The organism is Tateyamaria sp. LSS28 (assembly GCF_059611725.1).
Genome location: NZ_JCAPFI010000004.1, coordinates 512,937 through 527,569 on the forward strand (window position 1 = coordinate 512,937; position 14,633 = coordinate 527,569).

At 58.4% G+C, this 14,633-nt stretch carries 20 protein-coding genes; 10 read left to right on the plus strand and 10 right to left on the minus strand.

Going from position 1 to position 14,633, the window contains the following annotated elements:
• Positions 1–164 precede the first annotated feature (164 nt).
• The 3 genes from thyX (at position 165) to AC53L6_RS15040 (ending at position 3,175) form a co-directional block, all read left to right on the plus strand.
• Positions 165–1,070 carry an FAD-dependent thymidylate synthase gene (gene thyX, locus AC53L6_RS15030; RefSeq protein WP_496908421.1) on the plus strand — a complete coding sequence of 302 codons (906 nt, stop codon included), beginning with the start codon at positions 165–167 and terminating at the stop codon, positions 1,068–1,070.
• Entirely contained in the window at positions 1,067–2,326 is a 1,260-nt protein-coding gene (locus AC53L6_RS15035) for a hypothetical protein (protein WP_496908422.1), read from the plus strand. Before thyX ends, AC53L6_RS15035 begins: the two co-directional genes overlap by 4 nt.
• A gap of 375 nt (positions 2,327–2,701) precedes the next feature.
• Positions 2,702–3,175: a TraR/DksA family transcriptional regulator gene (locus AC53L6_RS15040; RefSeq protein WP_496908423.1), complete on the plus strand. Its 474-nt coding sequence runs from the start codon at positions 2,702–2,704 to the stop codon at positions 3,173–3,175.
• Here the strand turns inward: AC53L6_RS15040 and AC53L6_RS15045 are convergent.
• Positions 3,172–3,480 (minus strand): hypothetical protein, encoded by a 309-nt coding sequence (locus tag AC53L6_RS15045; protein WP_496908424.1) that lies wholly within the window; start codon positions 3,478–3,480, stop codon positions 3,172–3,174. The two genes, AC53L6_RS15040 and AC53L6_RS15045, sit on opposite strands and share 4 nt — an antisense overlap.
• 100 nt (positions 3,481–3,580) lie before the next feature.
• Between AC53L6_RS15045 and AC53L6_RS15050 the strand changes: the two genes are divergently transcribed.
• Positions 3,581–3,868 carry a hypothetical protein gene (locus tag AC53L6_RS15050; RefSeq protein ID WP_496908425.1) on the plus strand — a complete coding sequence of 96 codons (288 nt, stop codon included), beginning with the start codon at positions 3,581–3,583 and terminating at the stop codon, positions 3,866–3,868.
• A gap of 69 nt (positions 3,869–3,937) precedes the next feature.
• On the opposite strand, the gene AC53L6_RS15055 is transcribed toward AC53L6_RS15050, so the two are convergent.
• The gene (locus AC53L6_RS15055) at positions 3,938–4,144 is read right to left on the minus strand and encodes a cold-shock protein (RefSeq protein ID WP_039682550.1); all 207 of its coding nucleotides are present in this window, start codon (positions 4,142–4,144) and stop codon (positions 3,938–3,940) included.
• A 190-nt stretch (positions 4,145–4,334) separates the two neighbouring features.
• Between AC53L6_RS15055 and AC53L6_RS15060 the strand changes: the two genes are divergently transcribed.
• A complete protein-coding gene (locus AC53L6_RS15060; protein WP_496908426.1) occupies positions 4,335–4,652 on the plus strand; it encodes an arsenate reductase family protein in 318 nt (105 codons plus the stop codon).
• Here AC53L6_RS15060 and AC53L6_RS15065 read toward each other — a convergent pair.
• From AC53L6_RS15065 to thrS, 5 genes are all read right to left on the minus strand, one after another.
• Positions 4,649–5,212, minus strand: a complete 564-nt coding sequence (locus AC53L6_RS15065; protein WP_299698996.1) for a DoxX family protein — start codon at positions 5,210–5,212, stop codon at positions 4,649–4,651. The two genes, AC53L6_RS15060 and AC53L6_RS15065, sit on opposite strands and share 4 nt — an antisense overlap.
• Before the next feature lie 4 nt (positions 5,213–5,216).
• Positions 5,217–5,975, minus strand: a complete 759-nt coding sequence (locus AC53L6_RS15070; RefSeq protein ID WP_496908427.1) for an HvfC/BufC N-terminal domain-containing protein — start codon at positions 5,973–5,975, stop codon at positions 5,217–5,219.
• 4 nt (positions 5,976–5,979) lie between these two features.
• A complete protein-coding gene (gene bufB, locus AC53L6_RS15075; RefSeq protein ID WP_496908428.1) occupies positions 5,980–6,840 on the minus strand; it encodes an MNIO family bufferin maturase in 861 nt (286 codons plus the stop codon).
• A gap of 76 nt (positions 6,841–6,916) precedes the next feature.
• Positions 6,917–7,222 (minus strand): BufA1 family periplasmic bufferin-type metallophore, encoded by a 306-nt coding sequence (locus AC53L6_RS15080; RefSeq protein WP_299207321.1) that lies wholly within the window; start codon positions 7,220–7,222, stop codon positions 6,917–6,919.
• 191 nt (positions 7,223–7,413) lie between these two features.
• Complete coding sequence (gene thrS / locus AC53L6_RS15085; protein ID WP_496908429.1) at positions 7,414–9,372, minus strand: threonine--tRNA ligase; 1,959 nt, start codon at positions 9,370–9,372, stop codon at positions 7,414–7,416.
• 270 nt (positions 9,373–9,642) lie between these two features.
• On the opposite strand from thrS, the gene AC53L6_RS15090 reads away from it, so the two are divergent.
• Entirely contained in the window at positions 9,643–9,855 is a 213-nt protein-coding gene (locus tag AC53L6_RS15090; protein ID WP_299598548.1) for a hypothetical protein, read from the plus strand.
• Here the strand turns inward: AC53L6_RS15090 and AC53L6_RS15095 are convergent.
• The 3 genes from AC53L6_RS15095 to AC53L6_RS15105 form a co-directional block, all read right to left on the minus strand.
• A complete protein-coding gene (locus tag AC53L6_RS15095; protein ID WP_496908430.1) occupies positions 9,840–10,421 on the minus strand; it encodes a GNAT family N-acetyltransferase in 582 nt (193 codons plus the stop codon). The two genes, AC53L6_RS15090 and AC53L6_RS15095, sit on opposite strands and share 16 nt — an antisense overlap.
• A gap of 81 nt (positions 10,422–10,502) precedes the next feature.
• Complete coding sequence (locus tag AC53L6_RS15100; protein ID WP_496908431.1) at positions 10,503–10,919, minus strand: MAPEG family protein; 417 nt, start codon at positions 10,917–10,919, stop codon at positions 10,503–10,505.
• 3 nt (positions 10,920–10,922) lie between these two features.
• Positions 10,923–11,696, minus strand: a complete 774-nt coding sequence (locus AC53L6_RS15105) for an ArsR/SmtB family transcription factor (protein ID WP_299598536.1) — start codon at positions 11,694–11,696, stop codon at positions 10,923–10,925.
• A gap of 122 nt (positions 11,697–11,818) precedes the next feature.
• Between AC53L6_RS15105 and AC53L6_RS15110 the strand changes: the two genes are divergently transcribed.
• Genes AC53L6_RS15110 through AC53L6_RS15125 form a run of 4 tightly spaced genes read left to right on the plus strand, consistent with a single transcriptional unit; the run spans position 11,819 to position 14,608 of the window.
• Positions 11,819–12,568, plus strand: coding sequence for an alpha/beta fold hydrolase (locus AC53L6_RS15110; RefSeq protein WP_496908432.1), 750 nt, complete (start codon positions 11,819–11,821; stop codon positions 12,566–12,568).
• Positions 12,565–13,545 carry an alpha/beta hydrolase gene (locus tag AC53L6_RS15115; protein WP_496908433.1) on the plus strand — a complete coding sequence of 327 codons (981 nt, stop codon included), beginning with the start codon at positions 12,565–12,567 and terminating at the stop codon, positions 13,543–13,545. Before AC53L6_RS15110 ends, AC53L6_RS15115 begins: the two co-directional genes overlap by 4 nt.
• 1 nt (position 13,546) lies before the next feature.
• Complete coding sequence (locus AC53L6_RS15120; RefSeq protein ID WP_496908434.1) at positions 13,547–13,975, plus strand: VOC family protein; 429 nt, start codon at positions 13,547–13,549, stop codon at positions 13,973–13,975.
• Between the two features lie 18 nt (positions 13,976–13,993).
• Positions 13,994–14,608 carry a hypothetical protein gene (locus AC53L6_RS15125; RefSeq protein WP_496908520.1) on the plus strand — a complete coding sequence of 205 codons (615 nt, stop codon included), beginning with the start codon at positions 13,994–13,996 and terminating at the stop codon, positions 14,606–14,608.
• Positions 14,609–14,633 lie beyond the last annotated feature (25 nt).

A 14,633-nucleotide genomic window follows, 5' to 3' on the forward strand; every position in this document is an offset into this window, starting at 1 on the left:
AGAAAGCGCCGTAACCCCCCAAAAGTCAACGATTTCGTGGTCACACTGATTCGCACCGCCCGTGAACCGTTGCCAAAAAACGACCCCGATCTAGCGGTTCTCATCAGCCAATCCACAATATAAGGTGTAGGCCTGATAGATTCTGTGGATAAAGGACGCGCCCCATGCCGCTCAGCCCCGAACAGCTTGCCGAAATCGAAGAGCTGCGCAGCCACACGCAGCCCACACTCCGTGCCACCGTCCCAGGGATGGAGGCACATCTCTACAAAGCCCAGCCTGTGCTCGACCACGGCTTTGTCCGCGTCATCGACTACATGGGCGACGACAGCGCCATCTGCCAGGCCGCGCGCGTCAGCTACGGCAAAGGCACCAAATCCGTCCAGAACGACGAAGGGCTGATCCGCTACCTCATGCGCCACTGGCACTCGACGCCCTTCGAGATGTGCGAGATCAAGCTGCACGTCAAACTGCCCGTCTTCGTGGCCCGCCAGTGGATCCGCCACCGCACCGCCAACGTGAACGAATACTCGGCCCGCTACTCGATCCTCGACCGCGAATTCTACATCCCCGAACCGGATGCACTCGCCGCCCAATCGGTCGTCAACAACCAGGGCAGGGGCGAGATGCTGCAGGGCCAAGAAGCCGCCCGCGTCCTCGAAATCCTCAAGGCCGACAGCACCCGCGCCTATGACAATTACGAGGCGATGATCAGTCAGGAGGGGCAATCCGGCCTCGCCCGCGAACTCGCCCGCATGAACCTGCCCGCGAATATCTATACCCAATGGTATTGGAAAGTGGACCTGCACAACCTGTTCCATTTCCTGCGGCTGCGCGCGGATGCGCACGCGCAATACGAAATCCGCGTTTATGCGGATGCGATCTGCGAAATGGTCAAGGATTGGGTGCCTGCGGCGTATTCGGCGTTCGAGGATTATCGCATGGGTGGTGCAACGCTAAGCGCTACAGCTCTTGCGTGTATTCAGAGAATGTTGAAAGGTGAGGAAGTAACGCAGGAGAATTCCGGCATGTCCAAGGGGGAATGGCGGGAGTTTATGGGGGTTATTGGGTGACAGCTGAAATTGCGATTTTAAATCGCTCCGCGATTGCGCTTGCTGCTGATAGTGCGGTAACCATTGGGCGAGATCGCGTATGGAAAAATACGAACAAGCTATTCCATTTGAGTTCGGCATCAGATGTTGGTGTAATGATTTTCGGCTCTGGTGATTTTTGCGGCGTTCCTTGGGATGTTTTAATTAAAGAATACCGACGAAAGATTGAGAATTCAGTGCTAAAGACACTGGAAGAGTATAAGGATTCATTTCTTGATTTTTTAGACGAGTTTAAGATGCCGAACCGTGACGGAGAGATGATCCATCTATATTCCTTTGTGGTAGAAGTCGCCGAAGATCTCTCCTCGCAAATCAAGTCAAGAAACAAACTTGACCGACGAGCGGAATTTTTGAGAGTTCTAGAGGATTTAAAAGACGAACTTAACGAGCAAGAGAAAATCAAAAACACTTCTCCGAAGCGCTATTTTGATGCACAAAATCGCTCAGACATCCGTGATTTACTGACCGAAGTTGTTGGAGCTCATGCTACCAACGAAGTGTGTGATAGGTTTGAAGACGTTTTCTTAGATATCTTATCCACTCCATGCGAGTCGTCGCAATCAACAGGAGTTGTTTTTGGTGGATTCGGGGCAGGAGATGTATTTCCTAAGCTTGTTGAGGTCGTGGTAGATGGCAAGAACTCTAGCGGAAGTAGATACTGGATTCGACGTATTAGAGATCTAAATGAAGAAAACTCACCAAATTCTTTGATAGTACCATTTGCTCAAGCTGACCTGGCTCAAGTGTTCATGGAGGGAGTACTTTCAGACTATATCACGTACTTGCATGGGCTTTTTGAGAAAACTGCGGAGCAGATCATTTCCGAGGTGGTTGAGGCCTATGTCCCGATTGAGGAGAAGGTTGTGGAGAAAGTTCGACAAAATACAGGCGCCAAGGCTGCTGTTGACGCCATGTTTGAAGAGTTTCTAGAGACACGACAGAAGCATTTCATTCAACCCCTCATGAAAGTGGTTGGTTCTTTACCGAAGGAGGAGATGGCAGCAATGGCAGAAGCTTTGGTTGAGATCACCTCACTTCGCAGGAAGATGGACTCGCCGCTGGAGACAGTCGGCGGACCAGTTGACGTTGCCGTGATCTCAAAGTCTGACGGCTTTATCTGGATAAAACGGAAACACTACTTCGATATAGACAGAAACCCAGACTTCATTGATAGAAAGCAATTGCGTCTTCAAGAGGCGGGAGGGCAAAGTGTCTAAGTTCAGGAACATGCTGGGTCAGGCAAGGGTTTCACAACTTGTAGACCCAGAGGGTAACTCATTGTCACTGGAGAGTGTTATTGATGTGTCAGTTGCGAATGTTCTTTCCGCTAGAGCAAAGGCGATGAATGAAACTTCATGCCGAAGCGGCCAGCAGGATGCGCAAGAGGCGGAGACTTAGTATCGGTTTCCCTTGATGTCTTTTTGTCGACAGCAGCCTATCGGTGGCAAAGCGAACGTGGGTTCACGCGCCCACCTCCAGTCCCGTCTCTCGACTCTCGATGCCGAGGCTGCCTTGGCTCCGACGCATTGCAACGCCGCATGATGGTATGAAATCCCTTCTTACAAAGACATGCCAACGGGTCGCATGCCGGGATGAAATCCCGCCCTACCGGGGCAGGCCAACCCACCGTAGGGCGGGATTTTACCCCGCTGTTCACACCCGCCGAACCTTCCACCAAATGCGCCGCGCATCGCCTCACCGGGGATGGCCTTGCGCCATGGACCTTCCAAAGCCTACGCTCCCCCATGGACCCGCGCACCCAACTCCTCGCCCGCCTCGAATCCCTCGATGCCGAGGATGCCGCAGGCGCACACGCCCAGGCCACCGTGGAACTCGACCAGCAGGCTGTTGGCCGTCTTTCTCGCATGGATGCGCTCCAGAACCAGGCCATGGCGCAGGCCCAGGCCCGGATGCGCAATGCCGAACGCCAGCGCATCCACGCCGCCCTCAAACGTATTGATGATGGAGAATACGGTTACTGCACAGATTGTGGCGAAGATGTTGAGCCAAAAAGGCTGGATGCCCACCCGACAATCGCCCGTTGCCTTGACTGCATGCGAGGTTAGGGTGCTGCGCGATCTCGCAATTGGGCCACCAGCACGCCGTTGTCATCTTCCCACATTTTCCACGCCCGATACCCTTCGATCTGCGCCCGCGGTCCGGTCAGATCACCCGCAAAATGCGCTTTCACGGCATGATAATGCCCCATGCAGCGCGCCCATTCCGTGGGCGAGGGGAATTGCGTCTCAGCCGACACTTCGCACGCGTAGTAGAGGGACAGCAGGCGCATCAATTCGGTCATCGGGATACCCGTGGGTTGTGGTGACTGTTTCCAGCCTAGCCACAAACCGACAAATTCCGAGTAAATCATGCGTGCGGTGGTGTGATCCGCCAAAAAAACTGGACTTGTGACCAGCCAAACGGCATCGTTTGCATAGATTTCGTGGTGTGTTGAAGGAATGAGGGAAGATATGCCATTCACCAAAGTGATGACGGCCGCTGCGGCCTTTGCGCTTCTCGGGGCAGGGGCGGCCCTGGCGCAGGATCAAGCCGGCCCCAAGATTTACGCCTTTCACAGCCAGCACAATTACTGCCCAACCGGTCTGCAACCCGTGACAATCGATGGCACCATCTGCTGTGGCCGTCCAAACCAGGACATCAGCTACCAACAGGCGCTGGCCCACGCAGCGGCCAAGAAACGGCATCGCGTGCGCCAAAGCAGCTGCCCGGTCGGTGCAAAGGGCTGCTCGTTCAACTGATCACTGCGCCCACCAATGCAAGCGGCGCAGGATAGGCTCGTGCGCCGCTTTGTCGCTTGTCTCAGGGGGTCAGAGCAGTTTCAGTTCGCCCGCCATCTGGCGCCCATCCCTGCCTTCCAGCAGTTCAAAACTGACTTTTTGATTGTCGGCCAGCCCGGTAAGCCCGGACCGTTCGACGGCTGAAATATGTACAAAAACGTCTTTGCCGCCCTCATCCGGAGCAATAAATCCGTAGCCTTTCGTGGTGTTGAACCACTTCACGGTGCCAGTTGGCATGTTCCCGTGCCTCCTTTACCTTGCAGTCTCCCCCAAACGCGGAACATCGTGCCAGGGGCCGTCATCGCGCCAGCAATATCCAGACGCTGCCGCCACTTAATGAGATTGCACTTATGGCGCGAAATTCAAGGTTGAGGGGTGTAATCCGCGCGGGTTGCCGCTTAATTCAACGCAAAGGGCAGAGGTGGATATGGAAATATACGGATTGAAAACATGCGACACCTGTCGCAAGACGATCAAGGCGCTTCCAGAGGCGCGTTTTGTTGACGTGCGGGCCGATGGCGTGCCCGCAGATGTGATGGCTGCGGCCCTTGCCACGTTTGGCGACAAGCTGGTGAATACGCGGTCCACAACATGGCGCGGCCTGTCGGAGGCTGAGCGTCAGGGAACGCCGCAAGACTTGCTTGGAGCACACCCCACATTGATGAAACGGCCGTTGGTCGCTGATGGCGACACTCTGCACCTTGGATGGACCAAAGATGTGCAGGCGGCGCTCGGCGTGGCCTAGGCTTCGGCAAGCGCAGGTTTCGGGGCAAGGGCGCGGTCAAAGGACAGCGGCCCGGCCCCCTTGACCACCAGCACCAGCAGCAGGAACACCCACAATGAACGCTGGTCCATGATCAGGCTGTTTGATGGCGCATCGAACCACGCCCCCAAAACCAGCCCGTCGCCCCATTTGTCATGGCCATTCAGGTCGGTCAGCGATTGCACCACGATGAAGCCAATCATCCCAAGCGACGCGAGGCGCGTCAGCAAACCCGCGATGATCAGCAAGGGCAATACGAATTCTGCAACCGTGCCTGCCGTGACCACAGCCCAGTGATACAGGCTCAGCTGGGTCACGTCGTAGCCCACATTCTCCATTACCTTGGGAAAGATCTGTGCATAGGCGCCCAGCGAAGGCTGGAAGATGCCAAAGAACCCGTCGCCCAGTTTTGTCATCCCGGAGACCCAGAAATACACCGCAAGCACTGCGGCAAACAGGAAACGGGCCAACGTCGGCAGCAACCAATCAGCGCGTTCAAGCGGGCCAAAGATCGCAGTATGTAGACGGGAAAGGGCGGTCATTGGGTCATTCCTTTGGGGTGATCATGTCAGTAAGGGCGTTGTGCTGGATCAGAAGGGTCAGCAACGGGCCAAGGTCAAACTCGGGGTCCATTTCCGTGGCCGCATCTACGGCCTCTTCCAATGTGGTATTTGCACGGATGGCACTCAGCCATGCGAATTGCGCGTCCGAGATAGCATGGCGTTCCGGGTCGAATTCCGTGCGGGTCACCAATACAGACTGGGCAATCCCGCGCGGCTTCTGCGCGCCGTCTTCCATATTGTAACGCCAGATATCAAGGATCGGCCAGCGGGACGACAACACCTGCACGGCTGGGGCCAGCCTAAGGCGGGTGCGCATCAAGACATCGGGGGCGATTGCCCCCAGTCGGGCCGCGTCCAGCGGTGTACTGTCCGCCGCGTGATAGGATTGGCGCACCGCCAACTCCAATCTTGCGACATCCGAAAGATAGCCGATATGTGCCAGCGGTTCGAACCTGTCGAGAAACGCAGGCAACAGATCTCCATAGTGCATCATCAGCGGGGACGCAGGCGGATGCGCGCGCGCAAAAAACCGGGCCAGTTGGTCAAAATTCTGATCACCCAACAGCTTCACCAGAACCGGAAAACCAGTCCGCATTGCATCGATCAGGGCGACCGTCACGTTGTTGCGATACACCGAAAAGCGGCGGGTCGTTGGGCGCCCATCTCCGTCAGTCAGGCCATCTGGCACCGGACGGTCCGGATCAAGGATGGCCGCGCGAAAGTCGGTTTGCGAGGATGCCATGGCGCTACCCGGCGTTGATCGTGGCCAGCGCGGCCGCGGCACGATCAGCTTCGGCGCGCAGGATGGGCCATTCTGGCACGTCATTGTCCCATTCAACCAGAACAGGGGCAGGGCCCGTGCCTGCCAGTGCATGATCCAGCAGGGCCCAAACAGGCTCTGCGGCCTCGCGCCCATGACTGTCGATCAACAGTGGCGCGCCATGATCATCCTCATCTTCGTCATGGCCGCCAATATGGATTTCACCGACGGCGGACAGGGGATAGGCATCCAGATATGACTGCGGCGTGTAGCCAAGGTTGGTGGCTGAGATGAACACGTTGTTCACATCCAGCAGCAACCCGCAGCCCGTGCGGCGCACCAGTTCAGCAAGGAAATCCGTCTCGGACCACGTGCTTTCGGCAAAGGCCAGATAGCTCGACGGGTTCTCAAGCAGCATCCGGCGGCCCAGTGTCTTTTGCACCTCGTCGATGTGATCCGCAACGCGGGTCAGGGTCGCGTCGGTATAGGGCAGGGGCAGCAGGTCATCCAGAAACTCGGCACCATGGGTGGACCACGCCAGATGCTCGGAAAAGCTGGCGGGTTCCAGCCAGCCGACAAGATGTTTCAAACGGGCAAGGTGATCCGGATCAAGGTGGCCTTCGCCACCGATCGACAGACCCACGCCATGCACAGAGATAGCAAAGTCATCACGTAGTGCGCGCAATTGAGCATGTGGGCGTCCACCGTCGCCCATGTAGTTTTCTGCGTGCACTTCGAGCCACTTGACGGGGCCGGGGGCGGTGCGCAGTTCGGTGAAATGCTGGGCTTTGTAGCCAACGCCGGGGGCGGATGGCAGGCGAGGCGGTGTCAATGTCGCATCCAGCATGTCTGAGCCTCCAGAACGTCGTTGGAAACAGATGCGCCGGACCTGTTCAGGTCCGGCGAAGGCGTGTGACGTCGCCTTATGCGGGCAGGTCGCGGCTGAGTTCTTCCAGCGAACCTTGACGCGGTGTGCCGTCCGCCAGTGCGGGCAGTTCGATCTCGGCACATGTGCCTGCGTCAACAAGTGTCCAGGCGTTGCCCTGGTAATCTACAGTCGACGTGCCGGCGCAGGTGGTTCCAGCGCCTGCGGCACAGTCGTTTTCGCCAGCCAGCGAAATGCCATAGCATTTCTCTTTGCCTGCAGCGGATGCAGTGGTTGTGGAATGTGCGGTCATTGCGGCAGCAACTGCGCCAACAATCGCAACGGATTTCATCGTCTTCGACATCTTCAACGTCCCTTTCGGATATCGGTTACAGTACGGTCGTGAGCCTTACATAGGTCGGCTTGGATGGAAGTTACCACTCACGAGCCGGTGTGTCACAGAGCCGTTATCACTTGTTAGAAAAAGGGCCGAAATCCACGCAGATTTCGGCCCAATTGTTGCAATGCGGTGTGCAGATGTTGCAGGCGCAGGTGTCAGCGCATGTCCGGTGGCGTGGCATCGACGCCAAGTTGCGCCGCGACCTCTGCCAGGGGATGCACACTTGTCCGCTTCTCGCCTAGGCGTCTTACGGACACGGTCTTTTCCTCGACCTCGCGCGCACCGACAGCAAGAATGACCGGCACCTTGCCGACAGAGTGTTCGCGGACCTTGTAGTTGATCTTTTCGTTGCGAATATCGGCTTCGGCCCGCACGCCTGCCGCTTGCAGGGTCTCGACAACCTCGGCCACATAATCATCCGCCTCGGACGTGATCGACGCAACGACGACTTGGCGCGGGGCCAGCCAGAAGGGCAGCTTGCCCGCGTGTTCCTCGATCATGATGCCCACGAACCGTTCGAAGGATCCAAGGCAGGCGCGGTGCAGCATGTAGGGGCGCTGCTTGCTGCCATCGGCGGCGATATAGGTGGCCCCCAGTCGCTCGGGCAAGTTCGGGTCGACCTGGAACGTGCCGCACTGCCAGACCCTGCCAATGGCGTCGGTCAGATAGAAGTCGAGCTTGGGGCCATAAAAAGCGCCGTCGCCCGGCTCCAGCGTGAACTCGCGACCGGTCGCCTTGATCGCACCTTCAAGCGCGCCTTCGACGTGATCCCAGCTTTCATCGCTGCCAACGCGCTTTTCGGGGCGTGTGGCGAATTTGATCTCGAACTTCTCGAAACCCAGATCGGCATAGACATCGGCGAGGTAATTGATGAACTTGGCGCATTCATCTTCGATCTGATCTTCGGTGCAGAAGATGTGGCCATCATCCTGCGTGAAACCGCGCACGCGCATGATGCCATGCAGCGCACCCGAAGGTTCATAGCGTGAACATGATCCGAATTCGGCCAACCGCAGCGGCAGGTCACGATAGGATTTCAGGCCCTGATTGAATACCTGCACATGGCATGGGCAGTTCATTGGCTTAAGCGCGTTGACCGCCTTTTCCTTGGCATGTTCCTCTTCGACCTCGACGATAAACATGTGCTCTTGGTACTTGTCCCAGTGCCCCGAAGCTTCCCAGAGCTTGCGGTCAACGACCTGCGGCGTGTTGATCTCTTTATAGCCGCCAGCGCGTTGTTTGCGGCGCATGTAGTCCTGCAACTCGGTATAGATCGTCCAGCCGTTTGGGTGCCAGAAAACTTGGCCGGGTGCCTCTTCCTGCATGTGGAACAGGTCCATCTCGCGGCCCAGCTTGCGGTGATCGCGCTTGGCGGCCTCTTCCAGCATGTTCAGATGCGCGCGCAGCTTCTCCTTACCGGTAAAGGCCACGCCATAGATGCGCTGCAACATCGCCCGGTTGCTGTCGCCGCGCCAATAGGCACCCGCGATGGACATCAGCTTGAACGAATCCCCCGGCACCTGCCCGGTATGCTGCAAATGCGGCCCGCGACACAGGTCCTGCCAGTCGCCATGCCAGTACATGCGCAGCGGCTCGTCGCCCGGAATGCTTTCGATCAACTCGACCTTGTAGGGTTCCCCACGGTCCTCGTAATACTTGATCGCCACATCACGGTCCCACACCTCAGTGGTGACAGGATCACGCTTGTTGATGATCTCCTTCATCTTTTTTTCGATCAGGCCGAGGTCCTCAGGGGTGAACGGCTCTTCCCGGTCAAAGTCATAGTACCAGCCCTTGTCGATCACCGGGCCGATGGTGACCTTGGTGTCGGGCCAGACTTCCTGCACGGCACGCGCCATGATGTGGGCCAGATCGTGGCGGACCAGCTCATTGGCCTGCACCTCATCTTGCATGGTGTGGATGGCGACCTGCGCATCGGCATCAATGGGCCATTGCAAGTCCCAGTGTTGACCATCGACGGTCGCACTGATGGCTTTCTTGGACAGGCTCTTGGAAATGCTCTCTGCCACGGCGGCAGGGGTTACGCCTGCGTCATAGGCACGCGCATTGCCGTCTGGAAAGGTAAGGGAAATCTGGTGCTGATCTTTGGCCATATCGGCATCCTCGTCAGTTTGGCGCCCACGGAACGCCCGGTTGCTAGGTTATGTTATAAGGCGATGTGACAGGGTGGGCCGATGTCGTCAAGGTTCATGGCATAAGGGCCGCCACATTTTGAGGCGCCATTTGTCCGGCATACAAAGGCATGCCGAAAAAGCGACAAAAAACTGTCGATTTGCGACGGTTTGCACTGGACGCGCGGACGCGAATCCTTAATTACAAGGGTGTTCACTATCGGAAACTTCTGATCGCGAGAGGAACGCGCAGTGCCCAAGTACAACAAGACGTTTGAGTTGTCCGTTGAAGACCTGGACCTGATCGAGGATGCGCTGCGCGCGTCCAAAAACGCTTCTATCAATGACGACCTTGCCGAAAAGGCCGCCAATGACAATGTCCGCCAGATCCACGATCTGCTGGGGCGGTTGCACAATCAAAAGACATTCTACCGCCCCGCCAAAGGGCCTTATGTCGGTGGCTGATCCAGCCGCAGGCTAAAACGAGGGCCGGTGCCACTGCGGCGCAGAAACCCCTCACGTTCATAGAAGCGTCCGGCCTTGCGATTGTCGGGATGCGTGCCCACGGTCATGAAGCTGCAGTCTTGCTCTCGCGCCTCCGTTTGACAGGCGCGCACAAGCGCCGCGCCTACACCGTTGCCCCGTGCATCTCGGCAAACAAACAGGTGGTGCATGTCCATCCCGCGCACGCCGAATTGCAGCTGCGCCATGGGCAAAAGAGCGGCATAACCCAACAACTGCGATCCGCCATCGGCCACCAGAACTGTGGCCCACGGATGGGACCCCAGCGCGTCGCGGGCCAAGCGTTCCACGTCAATATCCGGCACATCGTCGTGGCACGTGGCCAAGCCGTTGATCATGGTCACGACCTCCGGCACGTCGTCCTCGGTCATCTTTCGTATGGTGATGGGCATCTCTGCCTCCTTCTTGTTAAACGCGCCGCGTTCGGGAAGGCAGGGGAAAAGCCGCTCGAACGCGGCTTTGGGTGGTCTAAGCAGGCACACCAAAAGCACGCAGGGAATGCGTGCCATAGTAATACTGATGCGCAATGCGGTTGATCATGGGAGCACTGAAACCGGCAAATCCGCGCCCGTCAAGGGCGCGGACCGGCATTAAGCGGCAAAAAATGCCCAGGCCATCAATAGGCAACACACCCAACCGCCGGTAAAGATCAGCGGTCGGGCTGGGAAACGGGCGGTGCCCGTGATGTAGCCCACGGCATGAGCCACGCGCAGCAGCAGAAAGGCGACGCTGACCCAAAGCGTCATGGCAGTAAATCCGTTCGCCCGGTCCACCAGCAGCACCAGAATGGCAAAAGGCACTGATTGTTCCAGCAGGTTCAAATGCGCCCGGTACGCACGGCGGACCCAGGGACGGTGTACATTCGGATCCGGTGGGATGATGAAGCCATCGGGCGCATCTGCCGGGATTGACCCTTCGGGCGCGGTGTTGATCCCGACGATGTACGGGATCCACAGGGACGCTGCCAAAACGGCCAGAACACCCAGAATGGTAAGCTCGGTTGGCATGTCTTACGCCTCCGCCGCGTCCATGGGGCCGATATGGGCATCCTCGCCTGTCTCAAGCCAGGTTTTCAGGCCCGCCGCCCAGCGCACCCATCCATCCGCGACACCCTCGCCGGGCACGGCAGGTACACCCAGATCATAGTGCTCGATGGTCAGACGGATGAACTCCCCTTCGTTTCGCAGCAGATAGATGACGCGGCTTGCGGGAATGTCGGCGGTGGGGTCCCAATGCGGCTCGAATGTCCATTCCTGGCGGCTTTTGGGGTCTGATGACAGCAGCCGGTTGGTCAACATGGGCGATCCATCGGGAAGGTGCATGGTGATGGCATCACCGTTGCGCGTCGCCTTGCTGCAGATGAAGTGGTAATGCGGGATCGCATCTTCATCCAGCAGCACATCCCACAAACGGTCTTGCGTGGTCTTGATGTACGTCTCCATCACAAAATCGGGTTTCGACATCTCGGGGTCTCCTTCGTCTTCAAGCTGATATTTGAGGTCGAGTACCGCTCGGGCCGCAGGTTTCACCCTGTAAGGGTCGATCCAACGGTCAATCGCTTCCTGCAGGGGCAGGGCGTTGAGGTAGTGATGCTTGAAGCGCCCCACCTTTTTCGTGGTGATCAGTCCGGCCTCTTCCAGAACACCCAGATGCTTCATGACGCCGAACCGGGTCATGTCGAGCAGCCCCTGCAAATCCTGCAGTGTCTGACCGTCTCGATCCCGCAGGCTGTCCAACAGCGTGCGGCGCGCGGGGTCTGACAAGGCTTTGAACAGATCATCCATACAGTGTCTATATGTGATTCTTTAGTCACGTGACAAGATGGTCACGTATAAAAATCCCCTAGCGTCAGGATGGACAGATGCGGTGCGCTTGCAGATGATCCGCCAAACGAAGGGGAGGGGACATGAGCGGACCAGACTATCTCGACACGCCGCAAGGGCGGCGGCTCGCCTATCATCGAAGCGAAGGAACAGGGCCATGGGTTGTGTTCCTCGGTGGTTTGAAGTCCGACATGGAAGGGACCAAGGCGATCCACCTTGAAGCTTGGTGCCGCGCCCAAGGCCGCGCGTTTCTGCGGTTCGATTATTCCGGCCACGGTGAAAGTTCCGGCACCTTCGAGGAAGGCTGCATCGGCGACTGGGCAGAGGACACGGCCCACGCTTTGAGTAGCCTGACCGACGGCAAGTTGATCGTGGTAGGTAGTTCCATGGGCGGCTGGCAATCGCTGCTCTACGCGCGCGCGCACCCGGATCGCATTGCCGGGCTGGTGACCATTGCTGCCGCCCCCGACTTCACCGAAGATGGCTATTGGGCCTCCTTCACCGACGCGCAAAAAGCAACGCTGGAAGCCGAAGGCCAGATCGCTATGCCGTCGGATTACATGGAGCCTTACATCATCACCAAGCGCCTGATCGAAGACGGGCTTAACAACCTCGTTTTGCGCGACCCGCTGCCGCTGCCGTTCCCCGTGCGCTGCCTCCAGGGCACCGCCGACACCGCTGTCACCACCGAAACCGCCATCCGCCTCCTGAACCACGCCGACAGCCCCGATATGCGGCTGACATTGGTCAAGGACGCCGATCACCGCTTTTCCGATGGCCCCTGCCTCGACCTGATCGAAGATGCCATAACTGACATTCCGGAGCGCGCATGAAAACCTTCGGCAAGGCGCTCGGCCGCATCCTCCTGATCCTCGTCCTGCTAATCGCGGGCCTGTGGCTCTTCGGTCCCTACGAAAAGGCGCCACTGACCCCCACGATCACCGAGATCAACGAAGACCTCGACGCACATTTCGCAACCGTCGAAAGCCGGTTCGACGATATCACCCCCGGCACGGAAAAGCGGATCGTCTGGGCCGGCGACACAGGCACTCAAACCGACTGGTCGATCCTCTATGTCCACGGCTTCTCCGCCACCTCCGAAGAAATCCGCCCCGTCCCCGACAGCATCGCCACGGCGCTGGGCGCAAACCTGATCTACACCCGGCTCCAAGGCCACGGGCGCAGCAGCGACGCACTTGCCGAAGGCACGGTGCAGGGCTGGGTCAACGATCTCTTCGAAGGGCTGACCGCCGCGCGCGCCGCTGGGACCAAGGTACTGATCCTCTCCACCTCCACCGGGGCCACACTCGTCACCGCCACGGCCCAAGACGCAGACCTCATGGAAAACGTTGCGGGCATCATCCTCGTTTCACCCAATTACGGGCTCAGCAACCCGCTCGCCAAACTGCTCAGCTGGCCCGCCGCCCGCCACTGGCTGCCCCGGCTGGCAGGTGACCGGCGCAGCTTCACCCCCCGGAACGAAGAACACGGCATCTACTGGACAACCGAGTATCCAAGCGTCGCCGTCATGCCGATGGCGGCCCTGATTGACGCGGTCGCCGACATGGACCATAGCGCCCAAACGATCCCGGCGCTCTTCTGGTACGCGCAAGCCGACGAAGTCGTACGCCCGGACCTGACAGCCCAAGTCGTCCAAGCATGGGGCGCACCCACCCAGACGGTCAACCCGACCATGGGTGCGCAGGACGACCCGGAATCCCACGTCATCTCGGGCAACATCATGTCTCCCGGCCAGACAGACGCGACAGTTCAGGGTATGCTCGACTGGATTGTCACTCTGGAGAACTGATATGGACCAACGCGTCTCGCTTATCACGCTCGGAGCCCGCGACATGGAAAAGCTGGCGGCGTTCTACGTGGCACTGGGCTGGCAACGGGTCGACAGCCCCGATGGGGTCATTGCCTTTGACCTAATCGGGCAGACGCTTGGGCTTTACCCGCTGCAGGCCCTCGCGGACGAGATCGGACTGCCCATCGATCAACTGGGGCGCGGGGCCATAACCCTCGCGCACAATGTCCCGGACAAGTCCGATGTCGCTACGCTCCTCGCGCAGGCCGAGGCCGTTGGGGCCAACATCCTAAAACCGGCCCAAGACGTGTTCTGGGGCGGTCACCACGGGTATTTCGCAGACCCCGAAGGGCACATTTGGGAAATCGCCCACAACCCGTTCTCCCCGCTTGGACCAAAGGGCGAGTTCCAATGGAACGGGGCCGCTTGAATGCGCCGCCCCGGCAGCATGTGGAGCCTTGAAAACCTTGGCCGCGTGCGGCTTTCGAAACATTTCTACATGCGCGATTTCCTCTATTCAGAGATTGGTAACTATCACCAAATTCAGAACCTGCCCCGCGACCCGGACCTTGCCATCGCCAACGGCAAACAGCTCAGCACCGAATTGCTTGACCCGCTGGAAGAGACCTTTGGCCGTCTCGCCATCCGCTCCGGCTACCGCTCGCCTGAACTCAACCAGTACGGCAATGAAAACAAGCTGAACTGCGCCCGCAATGACAATCCCATTGAATGTCACGTCTGGGATTGGGGGCAGGGGGATGCGGCCATCGCGGGCACATCACTGGCGATCCCATGGTTCACCGACCAATACGAACAGGGTCGCGACTGGCGCGATCTGGCATGGTGGATCCACGACCATTTGCCCTATTCCGGCATGTGGTTCTTTCCAAAACTCTGCGCCTTCAACCTTGATTGGCGCCCAACACCACAACGCATGATCGGCAGCTACATAGCGCCCAAGGGTCTGCTCGTGCGGCGTGGTGACGACCCTGCCGAGCCACTGAGGCAAAGACAGCGCCGCTATGCCGATTTCCCACCCTTCCGCGGAATCGCCTACCCTTGATGCAGTGGGTGCGATGCAATATGTG